Annotated in this window: 24 protein-coding genes and 2 tRNA genes; 15 read left to right on the forward strand and 11 right to left on the reverse strand. The window is 39.2% G+C overall.

Annotated features, from left to right (window positions below):
- Positions 1-79 precede the first annotated feature (79 nt).
- Complete coding sequence (locus ACS5PU_RS13340) at positions 80-838, reverse strand: DUF1570 domain-containing protein (RefSeq protein WP_439459668.1); 759 nt, start codon at positions 836-838, stop codon at positions 80-82.
- 48 nt (positions 839-886) lie between these two features.
- On the reverse strand, positions 887-1,750 hold the full coding sequence (locus tag ACS5PU_RS13345; RefSeq protein WP_439459669.1) for an AraC family transcriptional regulator: 864 nt from the start codon (positions 1,748-1,750) through the stop codon (positions 887-889).
- A 181-nt stretch (positions 1,751-1,931) separates the two neighbouring features.
- On the opposite strand from ACS5PU_RS13345, the gene ACS5PU_RS13350 reads away from it, so the two are divergent.
- The 5 genes from ACS5PU_RS13350 (at position 1,932) to ACS5PU_RS13370 (ending at position 5,243) form a co-directional block, all read left to right on the forward strand.
- The gene (locus tag ACS5PU_RS13350; RefSeq protein WP_439459670.1) at positions 1,932-2,525 is read left to right on the forward strand and encodes a hypothetical protein; all 594 of its coding nucleotides are present in this window, start codon (positions 1,932-1,934) and stop codon (positions 2,523-2,525) included.
- Between the two features lie 276 nt (positions 2,526-2,801).
- Entirely contained in the window at positions 2,802-3,158 is a 357-nt protein-coding gene (gene rpsF, locus ACS5PU_RS13355; RefSeq protein WP_175632175.1) for a 30S ribosomal protein S6, read from the forward strand.
- Positions 3,158-3,421, forward strand: a complete 264-nt coding sequence (rpsR, locus tag ACS5PU_RS13360; RefSeq protein ID WP_010599582.1) for a 30S ribosomal protein S18 — start codon at positions 3,158-3,160, stop codon at positions 3,419-3,421. Before rpsF ends, rpsR begins: the two co-directional genes overlap by 1 nt.
- Positions 3,422-3,433: 12 nt before the next feature.
- Complete coding sequence (gene rplI, locus ACS5PU_RS13365) at positions 3,434-3,877, forward strand: 50S ribosomal protein L9 (RefSeq protein ID WP_439459671.1); 444 nt, start codon at positions 3,434-3,436, stop codon at positions 3,875-3,877.
- A 253-nt stretch (positions 3,878-4,130) separates the two neighbouring features.
- A complete protein-coding gene (locus tag ACS5PU_RS13370) occupies positions 4,131-5,243 on the forward strand; it encodes a Fic family protein (protein WP_439459672.1) in 1,113 nt (370 codons plus the stop codon).
- Between the two features lie 269 nt (positions 5,244-5,512).
- Here ACS5PU_RS13370 and ACS5PU_RS13375 read toward each other — a convergent pair whose 3' ends face one another.
- Complete coding sequence (locus ACS5PU_RS13375) at positions 5,513-6,211, reverse strand: SDR family oxidoreductase (protein ID WP_439459673.1); 699 nt, start codon at positions 6,209-6,211, stop codon at positions 5,513-5,515.
- A 30-nt stretch (positions 6,212-6,241) separates the two neighbouring features.
- The gene (locus ACS5PU_RS13380; protein WP_439459674.1) at positions 6,242-7,051 is read right to left on the reverse strand and encodes a 3-keto-disaccharide hydrolase; all 810 of its coding nucleotides are present in this window, start codon (positions 7,049-7,051) and stop codon (positions 6,242-6,244) included.
- Between the two features lie 141 nt (positions 7,052-7,192).
- Here ACS5PU_RS13380 and mtgA point away from each other — a divergent pair, with 141 nt between their 5' ends.
- A complete protein-coding gene (gene mtgA / locus ACS5PU_RS13385; protein WP_439459675.1) occupies positions 7,193-7,921 on the forward strand; it encodes a monofunctional biosynthetic peptidoglycan transglycosylase in 729 nt (242 codons plus the stop codon).
- 178 nt (positions 7,922-8,099) lie between these two features.
- Here mtgA and ACS5PU_RS13390 read toward each other — a convergent pair whose 3' ends face one another.
- Together ACS5PU_RS13390 and ACS5PU_RS13395 are read right to left on the reverse strand one after the other, a co-directional pair.
- On the reverse strand, positions 8,100-10,517 hold the full coding sequence (locus tag ACS5PU_RS13390) for an AsmA family protein (protein WP_439459676.1): 2,418 nt from the start codon (positions 10,515-10,517) through the stop codon (positions 8,100-8,102).
- Positions 10,518-10,737: 220 nt separating this feature from the next.
- Entirely contained in the window at positions 10,738-11,217 is a 480-nt protein-coding gene (locus ACS5PU_RS13395; protein WP_439459677.1) for an ABC transporter ATPase, read from the reverse strand.
- Between the two features lie 50 nt (positions 11,218-11,267).
- Here ACS5PU_RS13395 and ACS5PU_RS13400 point away from each other — a divergent pair, with 50 nt between their 5' ends.
- A complete protein-coding gene (locus ACS5PU_RS13400) occupies positions 11,268-11,774 on the forward strand; it encodes a hypothetical protein (RefSeq protein ID WP_439459678.1) in 507 nt (168 codons plus the stop codon).
- A 97-nt stretch (positions 11,775-11,871) separates the two neighbouring features.
- Here the strand turns inward: ACS5PU_RS13400 and ACS5PU_RS13405 are convergent, their stop codons facing one another.
- Both ACS5PU_RS13405 and ACS5PU_RS13410 read right to left on the reverse strand, forming a co-directional pair.
- The gene (locus tag ACS5PU_RS13405) at positions 11,872-12,660 is read right to left on the reverse strand and encodes a (Fe-S)-binding protein (RefSeq protein ID WP_439459679.1); all 789 of its coding nucleotides are present in this window, start codon (positions 12,658-12,660) and stop codon (positions 11,872-11,874) included.
- 118 nt (positions 12,661-12,778) lie between these two features.
- Positions 12,779-14,074, reverse strand: a complete 1,296-nt coding sequence (locus ACS5PU_RS13410) for a 4Fe-4S dicluster domain-containing protein (protein WP_439459680.1) — start codon at positions 14,072-14,074, stop codon at positions 12,779-12,781.
- Between the two features lie 229 nt (positions 14,075-14,303).
- Here ACS5PU_RS13410 and ACS5PU_RS13415 point away from each other — a divergent pair.
- From ACS5PU_RS13415 to ACS5PU_RS13425, 3 genes are all read left to right on the forward strand, one after another.
- Positions 14,304-14,376: transfer RNA gene (locus ACS5PU_RS13415), tRNA-Phe, on the forward strand.
- A 317-nt stretch (positions 14,377-14,693) separates the two neighbouring features.
- A tRNA-Phe gene (locus ACS5PU_RS13420) sits at positions 14,694-14,766 on the forward strand.
- A 179-nt stretch (positions 14,767-14,945) separates the two neighbouring features.
- Positions 14,946-15,695 (forward strand): hypothetical protein, encoded by a 750-nt coding sequence (locus tag ACS5PU_RS13425; protein WP_439459681.1) that lies wholly within the window; start codon positions 14,946-14,948, stop codon positions 15,693-15,695.
- Positions 15,696-15,914: 219 nt separating this feature from the next.
- Here the strand turns inward: ACS5PU_RS13425 and ACS5PU_RS13430 are convergent, their stop codons facing one another.
- Positions 15,915-16,358 (reverse strand): SRPBCC family protein, encoded by a 444-nt coding sequence (locus ACS5PU_RS13430; RefSeq protein ID WP_439459682.1) that lies wholly within the window; start codon positions 16,356-16,358, stop codon positions 15,915-15,917.
- Positions 16,359-16,370: 12 nt separating this feature from the next.
- Complete coding sequence (locus ACS5PU_RS13435) at positions 16,371-16,730, reverse strand: DUF1801 domain-containing protein (RefSeq protein ID WP_439459683.1); 360 nt, start codon at positions 16,728-16,730, stop codon at positions 16,371-16,373.
- 318 nt (positions 16,731-17,048) lie between these two features.
- On the opposite strand from ACS5PU_RS13435, the gene ACS5PU_RS13440 reads away from it, so the two are divergent.
- Positions 17,049-18,653, forward strand: a complete 1,605-nt coding sequence (locus tag ACS5PU_RS13440) for a S41 family peptidase (protein WP_439459684.1) — start codon at positions 17,049-17,051, stop codon at positions 18,651-18,653.
- Between the two features lie 562 nt (positions 18,654-19,215).
- On the opposite strand, the gene ACS5PU_RS13445 is transcribed toward ACS5PU_RS13440, so the two are convergent.
- The gene (locus ACS5PU_RS13445; protein WP_439459685.1) at positions 19,216-19,818 is read right to left on the reverse strand and encodes a hypothetical protein; all 603 of its coding nucleotides are present in this window, start codon (positions 19,816-19,818) and stop codon (positions 19,216-19,218) included.
- Positions 19,819-20,189: 371 nt separating this feature from the next.
- On the opposite strand from ACS5PU_RS13445, the gene ACS5PU_RS13450 reads away from it, so the two are divergent.
- From ACS5PU_RS13450 to ACS5PU_RS13465, 4 genes are all read left to right on the forward strand, one after another.
- Positions 20,190-20,672: a GNAT family N-acetyltransferase gene (locus ACS5PU_RS13450; protein WP_439459686.1), complete on the forward strand. Its 483-nt coding sequence runs from the start codon at positions 20,190-20,192 to the stop codon at positions 20,670-20,672.
- 139 nt (positions 20,673-20,811) lie between these two features.
- Positions 20,812-21,816 carry an LLM class flavin-dependent oxidoreductase gene (locus ACS5PU_RS13455; protein ID WP_439459687.1) on the forward strand — a complete coding sequence of 335 codons (1,005 nt, stop codon included), beginning with the start codon at positions 20,812-20,814 and terminating at the stop codon, positions 21,814-21,816.
- Positions 21,817-22,158: 342 nt separating this feature from the next.
- Complete coding sequence (locus ACS5PU_RS13460; protein WP_439459688.1) at positions 22,159-22,722, forward strand: RNA polymerase sigma factor; 564 nt, start codon at positions 22,159-22,161, stop codon at positions 22,720-22,722.
- 63 nt (positions 22,723-22,785) lie between these two features.
- On the forward strand, positions 22,786-23,733 hold the full coding sequence (locus ACS5PU_RS13465; protein WP_439459689.1) for a FecR family protein: 948 nt from the start codon (positions 22,786-22,788) through the stop codon (positions 23,731-23,733).
- Positions 23,734-23,748: the final 15 nt, after the last annotated feature.

Here is a 23,748-nt window from a genome sequence, read left to right on the forward strand (position 1 = left end):
AGTTGGAATGTGTAAGCTTGGAATGTTGAAAAGTAGTATTTGGTATGTTTAGACTCTCTAACTATAAAATACACGTCCATTATTTATGGTAGTTGCAAAATATGGTATAACTTTTTTCAAACGCAGCAAAGCTACCGAAGGTAATTTCTATTGCTTTTTCAGTATCATAACCTTGGTTGGTGAGCTTAATTATTTTTTTTAAGGTGTTTGCTGATTTACTTTTAATAAAAAAATAAATAATCCCATAGGCCGTATTGTAATTGTCGTTTATATCGTGGCCATAAAATGAACCGTCGTAAATTTTAAGAAACTGGTTGATGTGGCCGGTTCCGTTTAAAGCGATGCCCGTTTTTATATTTTTTATCCGCGCACTTTGCGGGTAGGCATATAAATTTCCGTCGCCATCAAAATCCAGTGTTTCAAAAAATTCTGCCAAACCTTCGTTAATCCATTTGGGCGATTTTTTAAAATTAGATTCGAAAATGCTATGACTGGCTTCATGCGTGGCTACCGATATGAAATCACTTCCTTTATATACAAAGGCCTGGTTTAAGGCAGGAACATAAAACCCATCCGACTTTGCAGGGGCATTGTATTCGCGTTTCGCCAAGCGGAAATCTTTACTTTTTCCGAAGAGATTTATTTTTACCGGCAGTGAAATGTTATTTTTTGTTTCAAAAATTTCGTTGCAGAACATGCGCTCGTAGGCAATAAGCTTTTCTATTTTCTTTTGTTCAGTGTCGCTTATCTTACAGCCGATTAAATTGAGTTCGACATATTGTGCGTAAAGCGGAAAGCTGATAAGGTTCACCAATAATAACAAGAGCAGCTTATTCATATTTCGGATTAAATAGATGTGTATTTGGTTGATCTAAAATAGAGGTTTTTACTTAATCACCGATTTAAGCTCGTGCCTATATTCGGATGCGCTTTTGCCGGTAAACTCTTTAAACAGCTTGTTAAAATGGCTAAAATTATTGAAACCGCTCTCGTAGGCAATATTGGCAATGCTTACCGGTTTTTCGGCCAATAGTTTGGAGGCATGCACCACACGGTACTCATTAACAAAATGCGTAAAGGTTTTTTTGGTTATTTTTTTAAAGTAACGGCAGAACGAAGGCACCGTCATGCTCGACATTTCTGCAATATCATGCAGGCTGATCTGTTCCTGAAAGTGATCTTTCACATAGTTGAATATCATATTAATGCGGTCGTTGTCCTGCACCTGCATCTCCATAGAAAAGCCTGCCGCATTCAGGATTTTGTAATCTTTGGCATGTTCAAGCGCCTTAAAAACACTCAGTAGTGTTAAAAGCCTTTCAAAAGGCTGTTGATCGTCCATCATTTCGATCCTATCGCCAACTAGGGCTTTGGTTTGGTTCCCAAAAGCGATGCCTGCCTTTGCCTTATCAAACAGTTCCTGTATTCCCTTTATTTCCTGTAAATTTAAAAAGGTATCGCCCAAAAAGCCAGGTTTAACCTGTATAACGGTTTCGTTTTTATTCCCGGTATTGGTGTCGGTAAAGCCGCAATGGGGCAGGTTGCTCCCAATTAGGATCAGGTCTCCGTCGGTATAATAGGATACATGGCTTCCAATCTGTCTTTTTCCTGCACCGCCATTTACAAATACCATCTCAATTTCTGGATGATAGTGCCATAAATGGGCCATGTTATTTTCGTTTTCTACATATTTAGAATAGTAGAACGAACTTCCAAAAGAAGGTTCAACAACTTCAAAACTTGGTTTCATTTTGATTCAAATTGATAAGCTAATATACGTTGAAAATATGCTTTATTATGTGTATTACAAAAATATGACTGATTTAGGGGTAATATAGCATAGAAATTGGCCAATATGCAATCGTCTGGATAATGAGGCTATACCTACCTTAGTGGTGTCATATAATTATTAACTCTTTAAAATATTGGTTATGAAAAAGTTCTTAAAAATCGGTTTAATAGCAGCTTTGTTTTTTACTGCTACGGGTGTTCACGCTAACGATGATGATTTTACCTTAAAAGTAAAAGGCGAAAAAGAAAAGTTTATCCGTTTTTCTGCAGATAAGGCAGAAGATGTGAATTTATCGCTGGTTGGTGCCGACGATGAAATTTTATTTGAAGAAAATATCCATGCTTCTGCTACTACAAGCAAAGTATATGATTTAAATGCGCTTCCTAATGGAAAATATGTGCTTAAAGTTGAATCTGAAACTAAATTGGCAAAATATAATGTGGTAATCGAAAATGGCGAAGCTATTGTTTCTGAGCCAAAAGTATCAAATGTATTTAAGCCGGTTTATACTAAAAAAGATGATGTAATTACCCTAAACCTGAGCAATTTGGATAAAAGCCCAATCGGAGTTACGGTTTACAACGAATACAATGATGAAGTTTACGCTGAAGAATTTAAAGATAAAGCGCAGCTGACCAAAAAATTCAATATCAGCAAAACAGATTCAAGATCTTTAACTTTTGTGGTAAAGTTTAAAGATGAGAGTTTTGTTAAAACGATAGAAACTTACTAATAACATCCAGCTAATTGATTAAGGAGATTGTCGTACAGATGATCTCCTTTTTTTATGTTAAAGGGTAGGTGGAAAACGTAAGATGGAGGATGTAAAATGGAAAGTGTATGATGGATGAGGTAGTTTTTTGTCATTGCACAACATTTACCATTGAAGATTTTCCATCTGCCATATAATATATTCTAATTAATCATTTGATTTTAAGAAATATATTGTTACTTTTGCATCCCCGTAATATACCTCGGGATTAAAAAATTAAAAACATAATTTATAACAATGAATCAGTACGAAACTGTTATCGTTCTAACCCCGTTGTTATCTGAAGAGGCTGCGAAAGAGGCATTAGCTAAATTCAAAGCAGTTCTTACTGATAACGGAGCCGAAATTATCCAAGAGGATAATTGGGGTTTGAGAAAATTAGCGTATCCAATTGACAAAAAGTCGAATGGTTTCTTCAACTTAACTGAATACAAAGCTTCAGGTGATTTGATCGCAAAATTAGAGCTTCAATTAAAACGCGATGAGCGTGTGTTACGTTTCTTAACTATCCGTTTAGACAAACACGCTGTTGCTTACAATGAGAAAAAGCGTAGTGGTGCTTTTAACAAAAAAACTAAGGAGGTTGCAGCGTAATGGCAAGAGAACAAATACAATACGTAACTGCCCCTAAAGTAGAGGATAACCGTAAAAAATATTGCCGTTTCAAGAAAAACGGAATTAAATACATCGATTACAAGGATGCAAATTTCTTGTTGAAATTTATTAACGATCAAGGTAAATTATTACCACGCCGTTTAACTGGTACTTCGTTAAAATTCCAACGTAAAGTGGCTCAAGCGGTAAAACGTGCCCGTCACATCGGTTTGTTACCTTTCGTTGCTGATCAATTAAAATAGGAGGCTAGAGATATGGAAATTATTTTAAAACAAGATATTAAAGGCCTTGGTGAGAAAGATGATGTAGTTACAGTAAAGCCAGGTTATGGCCGTAACTATTTAATCCCTCAAGGATTTGGCGCATTGGCTACTTCTTCAGCTAAAAAAGTATTGGCTGAAAACTTAAAGCAAGCTGCTTTTAAACAAGATAAAATTAAGAAAGATGCTGAAGGTGTTGCTGAGCGTTTAACTTCGGTTAAACTTTCAATCGGTGCTAAAGCTGGCGAAAGCGGAAAAATCTTCGGAGCGGTTAACACCATCCAGATTGCTGAAGCATTGAAAGCGCAAGGTTTTGATGTAGATCGCCGTCGTATTACTTTCGAAACTGAACCTAAATTTGTTGGCGAATATGTTGCTAACTTAAACTTACACAAAGAAGTGAAAGTTCAGGTTCCTTTCGAAGTAATTGCTGAATAAGCATTCTTTTAAAGAATCAAAAAAAGTCCCGATAAGAATCGGGACTTTTTTTATGCTCTGAAAATTTAAAAATTGTATTTACATGTTCATTTTTATATTAAAAATGAACATAATTGTTTTGTATGTCCAGTTATTGTTTGTAAGTTTGTTATATGTCCAATTTTTAGATAATAATGAACATATTATAGTAGTGTGTCCATTATTTCAATCTGATTACAAAACGTGTCCAAATAATATGCAAAAATGAACGCTTATGGCATACGATAGATTACAACCTTACAACCAGCTGCGAAATCTGCCTCCGCTAAATGATGTGGAGCAGGATATTGATATCCTTAAAAAATTAGTAACGGCTTCAAGAGCATTAGCAGCAACCAACAGCAGCTTTCAGCGTTTACCTAACCCTACTATGCTGGTAAATACCATTGCGTTGCAGGAAGCACAAACCTCAACCGCGATCGAAAATATATTTACAACTGAAGATGAATTATACAAAGCAGTATCTGAAACCTTAAATGAAGAAAATATTAAGCCCGCAACTAAGGAAGTATTACGCTACAGGGAAGCGCTTTGGGAAGGGTATAAACTAATTCGTTCAAATGGAAAAATAGATACAGATTGTGTTATTAATACATTCAGGCAGGTTAAAAATTCAACCGCAGGTTTTAGACCTCCGCAAAGCTTAACTGTAATCAAAAGAGGGCAAAGCGAATTTAGATCAGGAGAAGTTATATACACACCTCCAAGGGGGACAGGTATAATTGAAGAAAAAATAGAGAATTTAATAGATTACCTAAACAACGATATTAAGTACCCAACCGATCCGCTTATCAAAATGTGTATCGCGCACTATCAGTTTGAGGCAATACATCCGTTTTTTGATGGGAATGGTAGAACAGGAAGGATTTTAAACTTGTTGTACCTGGTAAGTAAACATTTATTGGATCAGCCCACACTATATCTTTCTAAATACATTATCCTTAACAAAGATGATTATTATTATCATTTAGGCGCGGTAACACAAAGAGGTTTGTGGAAACCGTGGGTATTATATATGCTGGATGCAATAGAGAAGACCGCTGTGCTTACCAACCAATTGATTTTAAGTATTCTTAGTCAGATGGAAGCCACTTTGGTTCACGGTAAATCAAAAATGAAGTGGTACAGTAAAGAAGTTAATGAAGCTATCTTTAGTCAGCCATATATAAAGCCAAAACTTATTGGCAATTTATTAGGAATTAGCTCAAGAACAACCCTTACCAAATATTTTAATGAACTAATGGATGCCAAAATATTAAGTAATATTAAAGAAGGGAAAGAAGTATTTTACATTAATGATGATCTTATTCAGATTTTAAAAGGATAGTGGAGATGTTAAAATCACTAAAACGGGTAATCGCTTTTCCATTGAATTAAATTATCTTCAATAGATTGTTTAAAAGCCATTTTTAATGATTTTGTAGCCAAGTCAACCCAGATTTACTGGGTTTTTGTAACAGAGTCAGGGCATTTTGTTTTGTTGATGATATTGTAGTAGCTGAAAATGCTTATTAAATCCTTAAATCTGCATATATAGATGATAATGGAAAATTGGTTTCCCCATCGTCCATTATCCATCTCACATTTTCCTCTACCTTATCCCTTCGGCGTTGTCGGCCTTATTTCTACCTTACTTGGTAAAGTTCTGGCTGGCATGGCCAACAGATCTACAATCAGTTTACCCATATCTTCTGGTTGGATTTTCCAGGCATCATCTTCGCTGTTGGGCTGATGATCATTAAAATGGCTGGCTACCGAGCCTGGCATAATGGTACTTACCTTTACTCCATACTTTCTTAAATCGAGCATTACCGATTGGGTAAATCCGGTTAAGCCGAATTTACTTGCATTGTAGGCCGAACCACCTGCAAAAAAGTTTGTGCCTGCTAAGCTCGATATGGTAAAAATGTGGCCTTTTGTCCTTTTAATTTCATCTACACTTGCCTTAATGCTGTAAAATACGCCTGTTAAATTGGTATCAATGGTTTCTTTCCATAAATTAATATCCAGTTCATCAATAGGTGCAAAGTGTCCAATACCTGCATTGGCAATCAGCACATCCAATTGTCCCCACTTCTCTAAAATCAGTTTTATGGCATCCTGTTGCGAATGGTAATCAGCAACATCGGCTTCAATGGCCAGTATATCGCCATGTGCCACCAGTTGCGATGCCGCCTGATTCGCGCTGGCTATTGTTCTGCTGGTTATGGCCACTTTGTAGCCTTCTTTTAAAAGCGATTCGGCAATACCAAATCCTATTCCTTTACTTCCTCCTGTAATTAGTGCAACTTTCATGTAGCTTTAACGTATGATAGTGAAAAATGTTTAATTAGATTTTATTTGAGCACTGTGCGGAAGCTCCATAATCTGGATGTCTTTAAAATCTACAGGCTGTCCTTCACTTTGCAATGCAATAAAACCTGCTTTAAGTGCCTTGCCGTCTATTTTGATTTTAGGATCGTAACGGTTGGCTACGCCGCCGCCAATTTGCGGTTTGCTGTATTGGAGCACGGTATCTCCGTTGATAATGTGTTTAACCAGCGAATCGCCGAGTACAATAAGTTCGGCAGAAACCCATTGGTCGCCATCGTATGTTTTCGATCTAGAATCCAGGCAGTGATCGGGATAAATTTTGCCGTTATAAAAAATTTCAGTGCCTGGCGAGCACATGTTGCCTGTTGGACGTGGTTTACCATCGCTTAAGCCACCTAAGAACTGCATTTCAATCGAAATTGGCCAATCTTGTTCTTTGGGCATGGTTTTCGGATCTTGGGAATGGAACATTACGCCGCTGTTGCGCAAAGTGTAGCTTGGTGCGCCTTTTTGGAGTTCACCAACAAAGCGGTATTTTAATTTAAGGTGATAGTAAGAAAAAGGTGTTTTGTAATAAAGGTGACCAAATTGATCGTTAAAATCGCCATATTGATCGTAACGCACTTTAATCATCCCATCTTCTACGCGGAAAGTATTTCCATAGTTTACATTATAATCGTGGTGGTGGATTTTTACATTCCAGTCTTTAATATCTTTGCCATTAAAAAGTGTAATCCATTTTTCGGATTTGTTGCTGATGTTTTTTGTGGTGCTGCAACTGCATATTATTGCAATGATAAAAAGGTATGCAAGTTTTTTCATCTGTGTAAATTTTGAACCCAAAATACATAAACAAAGGCATTTTATAGCTTATAGCATTGTTCTTTTTAATTCAATTATTAAAAAATCACAATCTCACATCTTCCATTTTACATCTTCCATCCCTTTAATTACCTTTGCGCCATGGCAAAAACCCGTAGAGCAAGTGCAAAAAGCAAGGCAAAACACCCGCTTTTAAAAAAGATTACCGATATCGCTACCAAGGTATTTTTATATTTTCTACTGGTTTCTGTATTCTGGGTAATTGCACTGCGTTTTATCAATCCACCTTTAACACTTTTAATGGTTTTGCGCAACATTGAGCGTAAGGCAGATGGAAAGCCCTTTAAAACAGAGAAAAAGTGGGTTAAGTTTGAGGATATGTCCGATAATATGAAACGGGCTGCTGTATCTGCCGAAGATCAGCTGTTTTTAAAACACATTGGTTTTGATATGAAAGCCATTGAAAAGGCATTTGCCAGCAATGCAAAGGGGAAAAAGGTAAAAGGGGGTAGTACCATTTCGCAGCAAACCGCTAAAAACGTTTTCCTGTGGCCGGGCAGATCGTGGATCAGAAAGGGTTTTGAAGCTTATTTTACCCTGTTGATAGAACTGTTTTGGAGCAAGGAACGGATATTGGAGGTTTACCTCAATATTATAGAAATGGGCGATGGTATTTATGGCGCTGAAGCAGCTGCGCAAGAATACTACGGTAAATCTTGCACCAAATTAACCAAACGCCAGGCCGCTTTAATTGCAGCATGTTTCCCAAATCCTTTACGTTGGACCCCAAATAATGCTACACCCTATATCCGCCATAGGCAATACCTTATTTTACGGAATATGAATAGGTTAGGGCCGCTTGATTTTTAATGGTAGAATTATAGAATGACAGAATGAGTGAATGATAGAATGAGTGAATGATTGCGTGAGTGAATAATAGAATTAGTGAATGATGAAATGGGTAAATATTGCATAACTGCTTACAGATAATTGATTCCGAACAGTGAAAATACATTCAATCATTCAAAACTCAATCATTCAATAACGATTAGTCGTGATCTTTGTTCCACCTGATTTTTATTCCGCCCTTTTCATCATCTACAGCTTTTAAGTGGAGTACAATACCGCGCATACGGGCTTCTCTTTTTTCCTGCTTGGTTAGGTTTTCATCGCCTTTAGGGTTTCTGAGCGGAATATCCATCGCTACATTTGTACCGGTTCCAAGTGCATAAATTCCTTTTACATTAAAATTCAGTGCGCTGGAGTTAACCTGCATCGGACTGATTTCGACCTTATCGCCACGGATATTCAAGGTGCCATCGAGGTTTTTAATTTCTACATTAGATAGATTTCGGTTGGCGAAGGCAAATTTTCCGACTTTAACCATGGGGTCAAAATTAACCAATGCTGCATTGTTGAGGTTAAAAACAACCTTGCCATTAATAGAACGCGGAAGTATTTTACCGGTATGGGATATGCGGCCCGAAATATTGACCAATGAAGACAAATAACCCTTTAAATTTTTATTGGTGATGGTATTCTGTCCGAAGTTATCAAAAGAGTAAAAGAAATCTTTAACGCTTACATGGCTGATTTTCGAATTGATTTTAAAGCTATTGGAACTTGGCTCCTGAATAATATTGCCATCGAGCGCAAGTGTACCACCTGCATGAGAAACATTTATTTTGTTGAGATAAATCCCTTCACCGCGTAAAGAAATATCGGCGAGAAGGTTTTTGGCTACAAATTTATCGTAAATAGCTTTGCCAACGGTAAGTTTGATATTCATTTTGGATACTTCCAAAACATTGCTCAATTCTTTAGAAGCGGTTTTCATTGAGTTGACAGAAGAAGCTTTTTTCTTTGTACTGCGTGGACCAAGAAATGGTAAAAATTCGTTCAGGTATAACTGCGGACTGTGCATATTCAGGTTTACGATAATTTTATCCGGATCGGTGTAGTACAGGTTAGCGAAATTGGCAATGCTACAGTTTACGTTCAGCTCGCTTTTGCCCAATTGGAAATGTCCGTTCTGGATCGAAAGATCGTTCTGATCGAAATTAATGTTCAGGGCACTTTTTACCAGGTGCAGTTTTCTGGGCACATAAAGAATATCTGCATCTGCAATTTTGATACTGCCCGAAACTACAGGTTTGGTAAAACGGAAATTATCAATATCGGCCTGGCAGTAAAGCCTTAGATTGGCGGTGCCGTTTTTAAAATCAAAATCCTGCGTACCTAAAGAGTTGTTTAGGTTTGATAGCGGAAACTGCGAGGTTACCAGTCCTGTTGCAATTGGTCTGGCTAAATTATTTACCGTGAAAGTATCGATCTTTAAAGGGGCATTAAAGTATTTTGCGGTAAGCTTATGGAATTTAATTGAAGAATTTTCGTCGCCAATAATGCCGCCAACGGTATCTTGGTTGGTAAAAGAGCCATCAAAATTACAGGCTGTTAATTTACCAGCGGGGATAGAAACCACATTATCCCTAACCGTTATGCCTACCTTGATTAAAGGATCTCCATACTTGCCCGATCCATCATCCATAATATTACCGCGGATGTTAATCGGTTTTTCTATGCCGAATTTTAACAGCTTGGATGAGATATTCGGCGATAGGAGCAGGGCAACATCCCTAAATAAGATATCATCAACAGCAATGCTGATAGCGAAAGCCGATTTATCCAGGTCTATTTTAGCCCCGATTTTAAAGGGGTGCCCGCCGATATTCAATATCTCAGGATTTAATATCACGGCATCTAATTTTTTGCTATAGTGTGCAGATAAGGTTCCGGCCAAACTCTTATCCTTTAAAAAACTTCCCTTTCGCGTATTAAAGGCAAAACTGTTTACCTGGGTTTTTAATTTGATTTTACCTGTCCAGCCGCTATCCGGATATTCCATCCGGCCCTGGATCTGATCGATATTGAAATTGAATAGTTTATGTCTTTTTTGGTTGTCGATAACTAGGCTTACCTTATTGAAATCAATCTTTTTAACCTCTAATGCAGAAGACTTTGATGATGTTTTTTTCTCGGTTGAAGGTTTGCTTTTAAAAATACTGGTATTACTATAACCGGCAGAATCGGTATAGATATAGATGGCCGCGTTATTAATTGCAATCTGCCTGATGTTTACACTGCCAACAATAAGTGAGAGTACATTCAGCGATACATCAATATCCTGCGCCTTTAAAAGATTGTGTTTGTGTTTTGCCCATAAGCTATCTCTTAAGAGCACATTGTTAAGGGAAACCGATACGCCGGGAAAGCTTTTAAGCAGCGTAGGCTCCATGCTGGCGGCAGTAATTTCGCCATTTAGGTTTTTGTTCAGTTGCCCCAAAATAGAGGTTAATACTTCTTTTTTATTGCGGCTGATGTAGAACGCTCCGGCCAACCACGTTAATATAATAAGGATAACAAAAACACCTAATATTTTTAAAGAGATTTTGAGCCAGCGTTTCATACACATTATTTTGATTTAACCAATATAATGTTTTTTGATCGCTAATTGTTTGAGCGATAATGAAAATTAGTTGCAAATAGAGTTAAAAGTTTTAAGAATGATTGAGCCATCAGCGCTGTTAAAAACAATTACCAGCCTTTCTCAAAATCAATCACCGGCAATAACTGACTGCTAGCGCTGTACAGAAATCAATTTAAAAAGTGTTTGGTAGTTTTTCGTGTTAAAGCAAATGTGCAAAAACCGAAGCGTGCCAGCTATTTTTAAATGGAACTTCCCATTTACTATCCAGTTCGGCCAAAGTTTGCACCATATTGTTAAAAACGATTGTTTCTGGAGTTACCTGTTTAATGTTTACCAGGGTTTCGAAATCTTCCTTGCCCTGAACCTTTACTTCATTATCGATTTTGTAGGCAATATTAAAACGGTTAAAAAGATCAACATGATATTCCTGTTCAATCTCTTTGATCAACCTAACTGAGCTATCAATGGAGCAGCCTGTAACGCCTGCCTGGCTTTCATCAACGGTAAGGATAATGAAAAAGCCATAGCGGATTTCGGCCTTTGCCAGCAGTTCATTGCCGTGCGCTTTCCACTGTTGCGTAAAAGCAGCTAATTTATTTAAGATTCCAGCCTCTTCTGAAGCAGTAAAAGGACGGTCGCTTTGGTATATCCAAACTCTTGATTGTGGAGAAAAACTCATATACAAATTTATGATTTTAATTAATTTGCTGTGTTTAAAACGCTAACCTTATGAAAAAGTTTACACTCTGCTTGAAAATATGCGTTCTTTCGGCTTTATGTGTGTTTTTTTATGCTTTTTCCGATCCCGAACCGCTCGAACAGTATGTAGGTTCTTTGCAAAAAACATTTACCGATCACTATGATTCTGCACAGGAAAGCGGCCTGATCAAGCGTTACGAACTAAATGTTACCAACAGTGGCTTTTGCCGTTACAAACGTTATTTTAATAAAGGTAAAACAGAGTATTTCGCATTTAAGCTGTCGAAATTTAAGGATATGGATTATTATGGTTCTACTGCCACTGGCAAGTTGTACATCCATACCAAAGGCGACGATGTAATTGTACAGACGTATAAGGATAAGGGAGGCGATGTTGATTCGATGGCTACACAGATTATTATTCCGCTTAAAAATATAGAGGCAGAAGATTTAAATCAGATCAGGGAAAATTTAGAGAGGATTGTTAAACTGCCGCCAGCCGAAGCACCCAAAGTAGAAGTGAAATCTGGTGACTAATCTATTATTTGGATGAGTGAAGACTGCTAATAAAAAAGTCTCGGCACATGGCCAAGACTTATATTTTCTTCGATTACTTATGTGGTTAATCTAATAACTATAACCCATTCGCTCTTGCCGTGATCTCGGCAATATCCAATACCTTAACTTCCTGCTCTTTATCTTTTAGTTTCACGCCATCGCTTAGCATGGTCATACAGAAGGGGCAGCCAGCTGCAATAACTTGCGGATTTGTTTCCAAAGCCTCATCAATGCGCTCTACATTGATGTCTTTATTTCCTTTTTCAGGTTCCTTGAACATCTGCGCACCGCCAGCACCACAGCAAAGGCCATTACTTTTGCAGCGTTTCATTTCTACCAGTTGTGCATCAAGTACCTCTAGAGCTTTCCGGGGTGCTTCGTAAATGCCATTTCCACGGCCTAAATAGCATGGATCGTGATAGGTTATTTTTTTACCTTTAAAACTCTCACCACCTTCTGCTTTCAGTTTTCCTTCGTTAATCAGGTCTTGGATCAGCTGGGTGTGGTGAATTACTTCGTATGTGCCGCCTAAGCCCGGATATTCGTTTTTAATCGTATTAAAACAGTGTGGGCAACCGGTTACAATTTTTTTAATGTTGTACGCATTTAATACCTCAATATTGGTCATGGCCTGCATCTGGAATAAAAATTCGTTGCCAGCACGTTTTGCAGGGTCGCCGGTACAGCTTTCTTCGGTTCCCAACACGGCATATTTTATGCCTACATGATGTAAGATCTTGCAGATATCGCGGGTAATTTTTTGCGCCCGCTCGTCGTAACTTCCGGCACAGCCAACCCAAAATAATATTTCTGGTTCTTCACCTGCGGCCATTAATTCGGCCATTGTAGGTACTTTAAATTCCATGTTTACTCGTATTTTAAAGGTTAACCGTTTAAATTGGTTAACTGTTTAATTGTATTGTTAAATTGCTCAATCGTTTTGATTGTTCCACGACTTAAGACTAATGAGTTTGGACTCAAGACTAAGAGCCCTCTGCCCAATTGAAACGATCGGCAGGCGAATATTTCCAAGGGGCCTGGTTATTTTCGATATTGCCCATCATGGCATTAATGCTTCCTGGCGCCTGCGATTCTTCCATTACTGCAAAACGGCGCAGTTCTGTAATAATCTGTAATGGGTCGATATTAACCGGGCAGGCTTCTACGCAGGCATTACAGCTGGTACAGGCCCAGATTTCTTCGCGGCTGATGTAATCGTCCAGCAGCGACTTGCCATCCTGATGTTCGGCACCATGTTTATCAATGCCCTGCCCAACTTCGGTAATCCGATCGCGGGTATCCATCATAATTTTGCGCGGCGATAACAATTTACCGGTAATATTTGCCGGACATACTGAGGTACAGCGTCCGCACTCGGTACAGGTATAGGCATTCATCAGGTTTACCCAACTTAAATCGGTTACATCTTTAGCGCCAAATTTTCCCGGTGCTGTTTCAGCAGGTACAAACGAGGGATCGAGCATGGCCTTAACCTCATTGGTAACAGAAGCCATATTGGTAAATTTGCCCTTAGGATCGAGGTTTGAAAAATAAGTATTCGGAAAGGCGAACAGGATATGGAAATGTTTGGAATAAGGCAGGTAATTTAAAAAGGCCAAGATACCGATAATGTGGAACCACCAGCAGCTGCGTTCGATCATGACCAAAGCACCCTCGCTTGATGGTAAAAGATTGATCAAATACTGGCTTACCGGAAAAGCACCTGCATTAACATAGTGGCTGGCACCTAAAAGTTGCAGTTTCGCATCGGCAGCATTCATCAGCAGGAAAGCGCTCATGAGTAAAATCTCGGTAATGAGGATATAATTGGCATCCGATTTTGGCCAGCTTTTCATTTCTACGCCGCTGAAACGCTTAATTTTAAGAATATTTCTGCGTACAAGAAAAATGGCACACGAAACCCAAACGGTGAAAGCCAATATTTCAAAAGATCCGATCAAAAAGTTATATAAGCCACCCAGGCCATTAAAAATACGGTGGGTTCCGAATAAGCCATCAATCATGATTTCCAATACTTCGATATTGATGATGACAAAACCGATGTAAACAAAGAAGTGAAGAAATGCAGGAATGGGGCGGACCACCATTTTAGATTGACCAAATGCCACACACAGCATTGTGATTAACCTTTTTTGGGGCTGATCGGTGCGGTCGGCCGGTTTTCCTAATCGGATATTGCGAATTATTTTACGCAGGTTAACTGTAAACAGCGCAATTGCTGCAAGTGTAAGTACTAGAAAGAGGATCTGTGCCACCATGCAATATTAGATTGTTTACGCTAAATTAGGATATTAATCTAAATAAATTACTATGCATGCATAAAAAATATAATAAAATTTTTTGTTTGTATTCATTCTAAGCACGATTGAGTGATGGTTTTTGGATGGGATGAAAATTAATTAATTGATAATCAGTGCAACACTGGAATAATTGAAAAAAAGTTTTGCTTTTGGAAAAAGAACACTACATTTGCAATCCCAAACGGATGGTGCCATAGCTCAGTCGGTAGAGCAAAGGACTGAAAATCCTTGTGTCCCTGGTTCGAATCCAGGTGGCACCACTTCCAAAAGCCTTTCAGAAATGAGAGGCTTTTTTGGTTTTATAGCTTTTTCTTTCTAGCTTTCTGGTTCGGATCAAATCGATGTGGGTACGTTTGCCTAAGCCAATAAAAATTTACGGGTTTGCATATTGAATATTTGAAAGCTGTATTGGTTAAGCCTATAATGTGTTTTTGAAAAAAAAAATATTTGCCCGCATCTTATTGCTTATCAAAAAGATGGCTGTTTTTGGTGGGCTGGCTCAACTATTTTTAGCTTAAAATTTGAAAACCTTTTTTGCATTTAATAAAAAGAATACTACATTTGCAATCCCAAACGGGGTGCCATAGCTCAGTCGGTAGAGCAAAGGACTGAAAATCCTTGTGTCCCTGGTTCGAATCCAGGTGGCACCACTCCTTAAAGTCTCGATGTTTCATCGGGACTTTTTTGGTTTTTTACCATTCCTTTTTACCAATGCTGTGCAATCATCCCAATTCTGATCTAGAACCTTAATTGTGCGGAGAATTGATTTGATTTTTTCCATTCCATTGTATAAATTGAACCAGAATCTCCATGATCCTAAATCCACGTTATGAAAAAATATCTCTTTATTATACTTTTGGCATGTTCTGCTGCTGCACAGGCACAAACCCTCAGCAACAATTACAAATATTTAATCGTTCCCGAGAAATTCAGCTTTTTCAAAAAAGCCAATCAATATAACCTGAACGGCCTTACCAAAGCCCTGTTTGAAGGAAAGGGATTTACTGTATATTTCGATAATGATGAACTGCCGACCGAAATTGCCACAGATAGGTGCAAAGCTTTGACTGTTGATATGCAGGAGAAAAATACCATGTTTGTAACCAGCCTTACGCTTTTACTCAAAGATTGTAAGGGTACGGTGGTACTAAAAAGCAAGGAAGGCAAGAGCAGGGAAAAAGAATATCAGCCTGCTTATACCGCTGCACTGAGGGATGCTTTTGATTCGTTCGGCGATTTTCGTTATGCTGCCGGAAATGCACCGGCGGTTGCTGAACAAAGTGCTGGAGTACCAACACAAGAGGTTAAAGCGGCTGCAGCGGTTGCAAGCCAGCCCGCAGCTGTACAAGAAAGACCATCAGAGACTTTATTATATGCACAGCCCATTAACAATGGATTTAAATTGGTAGATACAGAACCCAAAATTGTGATGACCTTGCTTAAAACCTCAGTAGCCGATTGCTTTATTGCCAATGCAGGAAGCACTAACGGGGTTGTTTTAAAAAAGAACGGCGACTGGTTTTTCGAATATTATAAAAATAATCTGCTGGTTTCTGAAAAATTGCAGATCAAATTTTAAGGGGTATGCATCAGCACTAAATTCGTGCAGCAATTGGATGTATAGAGATGCTAGCGCTATATCATAAGTAAGAATTTGCTCCGGATTGTTTTATCGAGCCTCCCGATAAATTGGACAAGTTGTCGAAATGTCAAGGCATTAATCAGGTCCTTCAGCTAGCTGTCACGATTCTTCGTCGGGAGGTTCATAATGATAATTTTAGGTTTATGATGCGCTTTTTTACGTTTCAACATGGTATTCGTTTTCTGCCAGTTCTTTAACTTTATTCAATGCTTTTGGCCACGTTTCTTCAAAATATGCTTTCCATTCATCGCTAATGTCCATATCTATGGTAAGTTCGGTTTGTCCATTTTTTTCCTGAAGGGTATAATTTTCCAATGACCCGTTCCAGTCTTGGTTCAAATTTTCCTTACCATCCTTTAATTCGCCCAGGTGTTTGATGGATAGGTACTGGTTGGGTATATTTTCTTCAATCACTGCTACCATTCCATTTCCGCTGCCATCTCCGAACACGGCCCGGCTTCCTTTTTTCCAATCGGTTTCTACCGAAGATCCCTCGGCAAAAGCAGCTGTCCACTTCGGATAGCTTTCTACGCCAAAAAGAACATCCCAAACTTTTTTTGCACTGGCGTTAATGGTGGATTTAAATTCGATTTTTTCCATGGTTTTGTTTATTTATTGGTTCTCCATTAGTTTTATCCAAGCCTTTACCGATTTGGTTAGGGCCGCGGCATGTTGTTCTACATCGGCCATTGTATAAAATTTAGCATAGGCCTTTCCCTTAGTTTGTGGTTCTAAAAAGCCAAAATCATCATTCAGTAGCGAGGCTTTATGAAAAACAACCACTACGTAGTTTTTAATTTTGGGGTTTATGGTGGCCATATCTTCTTTAAACTTAAAGCTCGGTCCTCCCCATTTTATACTGCTTTCTATTTTCGGACTGGCGGCAGTTATAATTTCTATCACCTTTTCCATTTCCTTTTTCAAGGGATGATCTAACGCATCCATAAATGCCTTAACTGCTGAAATGCTCATAACTCACAATTTATAAAACAAAGTTGTTGAAGATCTGGTTGATTTTAGCGGTGCAAAGGCGACAATTTAAGGGGGCAGAAGGGTTTAACTTTAAGGCTGAAATTTTGTATATTTATCAGTTGCTACCCGTATATTATTTATTTGTTATCATCATTAATTATCTCAGCATTAAGTAATTTAATCGGTAGATTTACCTAATTTAACGATACATTGTTACAGTTGCACAATATTTTGAATTAAATTTAGTTGTTGGTAGGTGCCAGCAAACAACTGAACATACACCTGGTACGTATATAAAGTATAATATTATCCAAATACATGAAAAACAATAAATTGAGCTGCCTCTTAGTGTCTGGCCTTTTAATTTTGGGTACACTTGGTGCCTGTAAAAAGAGCAGCAACGCTCCCGATGTAATACCAACACCTGATCCGCCTACAACAACCCCAACAGGCACCCGTGCCGAACTGACCAAAGATTCGATCTTTTTGTACAGCAAGGAACTGTATTACTGGAACACCACATTGCCTACCTATGCGGTATTTAATCCACGGGGTTATAGTTCAAACGAAGCCGAGCTTTATGCCCTGACCCAATATTCTAAAGATCCATTAACCAATAAACCTTATGAGTATGTAAGCAATTCGTCGGAACCTAAATATTCCTTTTTTGATTATACGGCAGCCACAGGTAAAACAGGCGCATTAAAAGCCGACGTAAATGGCTCGGCCAATGATTATGGCTTTTCTGTAAATTACAGCGCTGTTGATGATTTAAGGGTTAAATATGTATATCCGAATTCACCTGCTGCACAACAGGGCTTAACCAGGGGCTGCCGCATCACCAGCATTAATGGCCGCACAAATTTAAGCTCTACCAGCTCAACCAATATCAATTTTATTAACGATGCTATTTTTGGCTCGAATGCCAGTGTAACGCTGGTTTATACCGATTTGAACCAAGCCGTAAAAACAGCCGTGATTACCAGTTCGACTTATACCGTTAACCCGATTTTGTACACTAATGTTTATACGGTGGGTACCAAAAAAGTCGGATACATTGTTTTTAACAGCTTTACCAATAATGCTACTGCTGCTTTAAACAGCACTTTTTCGGGTTTTGCTACGCAGGGAGTGAGCGAATTGATTATAGATTTGCGCTACAACGGTGGTGGATATGTATCTACTGCTGCCCAGATTATTAACCTGGCTGCTCCAGCTGCGCAAACTGGCAATACCATGTTTACCTATTACTATAACAGTTATCTGCAAACATTAACAACAGCACAGCGTAAAGCTTCGGTTTTGGCCCATCAGCCTTTGTTGGATGATGCGGGTAAACTACAGGATTTTACAACAGGTGTTAATGGTAAATATGCTACCTATGCTGATTTAAATTATTCGCCTACTTCTTCTGATAACATCGAGAAATTCGCTAAATCGGGTGCTTTGGCCTTAAACCGTGTTTATTTTATTGTAAGCGGTAATACCGCTTCGGCAAGCGAGCTAACCATTAATAGCTTAAAGCCTGTAATGGAGGTGAAACTGATTGGCGAAACCACTTATGGTAAGCCTGTGGGCTTTTTTCCGATCAGGATTGATAAACTGGATATGTACATCCCCGAATTTGAAACCAAAAACCAAGCTGGCGAAGGCGGGTATTATTCGGGCTTAACCGTTGATAAAGCTGTGGCCGATGACTTTAAAAGGGCCTGGGGCGATGAATCAGAAGTTTTACTATCCTACGCATTGGCCTATGCCAAAACAGGTACTTTTGTGGTTCCTGCAGCAAAAACCTCAAGCCTAAATACACAAACAGTGCCGCTATCGGCAAAATTATCTGCTGCCGAAATTAAAGATATCGGCGAACGCTTAGATCCAAAAGGGTTTAAAGGCATGGTAATGACCCCTGATAAAAAATTCTAATACTTATATTGAGCAGGAGGTCTGGCTAATCATTGATTAGCCAGGCTTTTTTTATTAAAGATATCTTGTTTCAACAGGGTAGGCGAAGCTCTTGAGTATGTGGACGGTGCTCAGAGCTATGTGAGCGGGCTGTGGTTAAACCGTCGACGGTACTCCGTGTTTTCTGTGTTTCCGTGGCTATTTTTAAGCAGTTTGTCGATTTTAGATATTTCATAGGATCAGCGTAAATCAGCGTTCCTTTTCCATTGCATCTGCGGGAAAAAGAATTACAAACATTCCCGCAGATTTAAAAAGATAAAAAGCGCAGATTCAAGCAGATTTTATCCGTTTAGATAGCCCTTCTACTGCATCCGATAGCTGTAGGATCAAGACATATTGAGGTTATTCGCTATCATTATTGATCTGTGAGATCTGTGGCTAACAAGACTCACGCTAAACGCGGGTCAGAGACGCTTATCCATTGCCTAATAGATTGCCTGGCAATAAAAAAGGGAGTCAAGTTTTTGAAACTTGACTCCCTTCGTGTTGGGCATTTCTTTAATCTGATTTCTTAGTCAGCAGCTTACAATAATATTTTACTGCTGATATCCTTATTAATGGTAATGTAGCCTGGGTACTTAAATGGCGTATTACCTAACATAAAAGTTGGTTTAATTTTAATGGTTAACAAACCCAGTTTTTCATCTTTGGCCGATGAACCTTTCTGAGCGGCTTTGATAATATCGTTAAATACATTTCCTTTTGATACCAAACCATAAATATTGCTTACCAATTGTACCGGAACAATAACTTTCTGTCCTTGGGCAATGCTTACATTCTGGTTTATAGTGCCTTCAGCCAAATCGGTATTGTTAACCAATATTTTATACTCAAATTGGTTAATGGCGGCTAAATTGTTAGATGGATTGGTGATTTCTAAATTCAGGTTGGCACTTAACGGAATATCTTTACGCAATAGGCCAAGGGCAACCCCCGGTAAACTGGTTAAGCTGAAACTTTGCTGCTCCATTAATTTTTTTACATCGGTACCGGCTATGGATACATTTTGTACACCAGTAATTTTATAGGTGCAATCTTCAAGAGCTTTTATTTGCTGTGCCTGTCGGTTAATACCGCAGCCAAACATCGTGATGCTAAGCAGGCAGATCATTAGTGTGTTTTTCATGTTAATCATAACGCCAAAATACTAAAACTATTTCAGATGGGGGTAATTGGGATGGGTTAATCGGTTAATTGTTTGAACTGGTTAACTGTTTGTATCAAATGCTAAATTGTTTGATTGCTATATTGTTAACTGAAAACCGTCAACTGAAAACTGCGAAGCCCGGTTAACTGTTCGTGTTAATTGCTAAACTGTTTGATTGCTATATTGTTAACTGAAAACCGCCAACTGAAAACTGCGAAGCCCGGTTAATTGTTTGAACTGGTTTACTGTCTCCAAAGCCCAAACCCCGAACTCCAAACTGTTAAGAGGGTTAAACAATATAAATTATTCAATTAATCTTAATACTTATCTTTGCCAAAAAACAAATCAACATGGCCGTTAGCATTAGAAAGATAGAAGCAGCAGATAATAAAGCAACCGCAGAAATGATCAGAACAATTTTGAGGGAGTTTAAAATTGATAAGCCTGGTACTGTTTATACCGACCCAACTACTGATGACCTTGCTGCACTTTTCGAGCAATCTGGCTCGGCTTATTGGCTGGCAGAAGAAGATGGGGTAATTATTGGTGGTTGCGGCATTTACCCTACGGCAGGTTTGCCAGAAGGTTGTGTTGAACTGGTAAAACTCTATACTGCCGCCTCATCGCGTGGAAAAGGAATAGGCAAACTGCTGATGGAGAAAAGTATCGAATCGGCACAGCACTTTGGTTACAATGAGGTTTATTTAGAATCGTTCCCTGAGCTGAGTACCGCAATTTACATGTACGAAAAGGCAGGCTTTAAAAAGCTTTCGGCACCATTGGGCAACTCAGGCCATTTTGCCTGCAACGTTTGGATGCTACTGGTACTTTAATGTTCCAAATAGAAGGTTTTTAGTCGGCAATTATCATCTTAATGTTTTAGTGTGGGCTAAACGTCATTATAAGTTTAGCATAAGCTTAATGTTTTTTATTAAAGATATTTTTACACCATAAATTTTTCCCTATTGATTTATGGCTGATCACATTTTAAAAAATATACCTTATTCTGTTCTCGATCTGGCAACCGTTTTAGATGGTTACACCGCAGCAGATACCTTTAAAACCAGTCTTGAGCTGGCTAAACAGGCCGATGATCTGGGTTATACCCGTTATTGGTTTGCAGAACATCATAACATGGCTGGCGTGGCCAGTTCGGCAACCGCAATACTAATTGGGTATATAGCTGGTGGCACACCACGTATACGTGTAGGCTCGGGAGGGATCATGCTGCCCAACCACGCCCCTTTAATTGTTGCCGAACAGTTTGGAACGCTGGCTTCACTTTATCCAAACCGGATTGATTTGGGTTTGGGCAGGGCACCTGGAACGGATCAGGTAACCGCAATGGCTATACGTGGCGAAAATTTTAACGCCGTTCACAATTTTCCGAGGGATATTGAAAAGCTGCAGCAGTTTTTTTCTGCTGGGAATAACCGCGCCAGCGTAAGGGCTATCCCAGGCGAAGGATTGGATATTCCGATATGGATACTGGGATCGAGCACAGATAGTGCCCGTTTAGCGGCTGAAAAAGGTTTACCTTATGCTTTTGCAAGCCATTTTGCACCTACCTATTTCGAACAGGCAATAGCCATTTACAGAAGCAACTTTAAGCCTTCTGCCATTTTGAAAGAACCTTACGTAATGGCCTGTGTAAACGTAGTTGCAGCAGATACTGATGCTGAAGCAGAACGCTTATCGAGTTCGGTAAAGCGGATGTTCTTGGGCGTAATTACAGGCAAAAGAGAATTGTTGAAACCAGCTGTTGATGACATTAATATATACTGGGACCGCATGGAGAAAGAAGCTGTAGAACAGATGTTGTACTATTCTTTTATCGGTAGTGCCGAAACCATTAAAGAAAACCTAAGTGCTTTTGTGGAGAAATATGGTGTGAATGAGCTAATGGGCACTTCGCATATTTATGATCATGAGGCAAAGTTGCATTCGAATAAAATTTTTGCAGGGTTGTTTGGGTAAAAGATTGTCCGTCATTTCGACCGGAGTGCAACGAAGTGGAGAACCCGAAGGCTCAGCGAAGCTAAATCTTTCTCGAGATAGATCTCTCCATTCCACTGCGTTTCAGTCGAGATGACGAAACTATACTGTTGTTCACATCTAGGCTCTGCGGTAATCTTCTTAAATCTGCGGGAAACCAATTGCCTAATTGCTCCCGCAAATATCGCTGATAAACGCAGAATCCACCCATCTTCCCTCTCACATCTTCCATCTTACCTCTCCCTCCTCCATCATACCTTTAAGATTTATTAATACTAAGGGAATATTAGGCTGCTAGCTTTGCGCATTATAAAGCAGCAACTATTGGATAAGACATTACTTTCATCTTTGCAGCGCGGCAATCACCGTGCAATGGAAGAAATCTACCAAATTTATTGGGAAGATGTTTTTGATACTGCCTTTAAAAAAATCAGGGATGAAGAGCTGGCACAGGATATTACACAGGAAATTTTCATTTCACTTTGGGAAAACCGCAAAACACTCCAGCTATCCGGAAGCCTTGGCGCATACCTGCATGGTGCCGTAAAATATAAGGTGATTAATTATTTCCGTTCGGGAACGCTTAAAGCACAGCACCATAGCGCGCTTACTATACTAATGGATGGGCAGGATACTGCTGCGGCCGATGATAAAGTAATTTTAAAGGAACTCCACCAGGAGCTGGATGCGGCCATTGCTCTCATGCCCGAAAAAATGAAACAGGTATTTTCGATGAGTCGGAAGCAGGAAAAATCGATCAAGGAAATTGCTTCAGAGTTGGGTCTTTCGGCCCAAACCGTTAAAAACCAGATTTCTGCGGGCTTAAAACTGCTTAAAAAAAGCCTTTCCTATATCTTGCTCATCGCAGCGCTGATCGGCTTAACATAAAGTTAATTTATAGATAACATTTTTGGTTAGTACCCTCTTGCTTTTTAACTGACATGTATTTAGATGACAGAAGAACAGGCAAAGGAGCTGCTGCAAAAATACTTAAATCAACAGGCCAGCCCCCACGAACAAAAAAAGGTTGAGGAATGGTATGCTTCGCTTAACCGGGAGGATGCTCCATTGGTGGCAAGCAAAAAAGCGGCCATTGGCGAGCAGATGCTGGCTAACCTTAAGGCAGCCATGTATAAAAAGCCCAAATACGGCAAAGTGCTAAAGCTACAAACTTTTATCCTGGCAGCAGCTGCCATATTGCTTATTATTGGCTCGGCTTTAGTAATCTGGAAACTTCAGGCCCCGGTACAGTCTTCTGCAAATCTGGTTACGGTAAACACCAAAGCAGCCGAGCATAAACGCATTACCCTGCCGGATGGGTCGGTGGTGTTTTTGGGACCAGCGGCAAAACTCAGTTATCCAAAGGTATTTGCATCCAACAGCCGCCAGTTGGTACTTAGCGAGGGCGAAGCCTTTTTTGATGTCGCGCATCAGGAAAAAAGAGCATTTACGGTGCATACTGCCGATGGTATAAACATCAAAGTTTTGGGTACCTCGTTCAAAGTTAAATCTTACCGCGCCAGTAAACAGCTCGAGGTGGCGGTGGTTACAGGAAAGGTCGCTGTAAGCATGAAGCACAAAAACTTAGCTACGCTGGTTAAAAATGAGTTTTTAACCTACAATAAAAGCGATGGTAAGGCTGCAATAGGTAAAACCAATCCTGTGGCAGTGGTAGCAATTGCTTTTGAAGGCGCCACTTTGGATCAGGTTATCAAGAAGCTGGAATATTTATACAACATTAAAATTCTGCTTGGCGATGCGGCATTGGGCAAGCTAAAAAGCACGGCAACTTTTAACAGTGGCCAATCGCCAGAAGAGATTCTGGATATTATCTGCAGCCTTCACCACATCAGGTTCAATGGATCAAAAAATCATAAAACATTTAAAATTTACAGATAAGATGAGCATATAATA

The sequence above is a fragment of the Pedobacter sp. GSP4 genome, assembly GCF_051857575.1.
GTDB lineage: Bacteria > Bacteroidota > Bacteroidia > Sphingobacteriales > Sphingobacteriaceae > Pedobacter.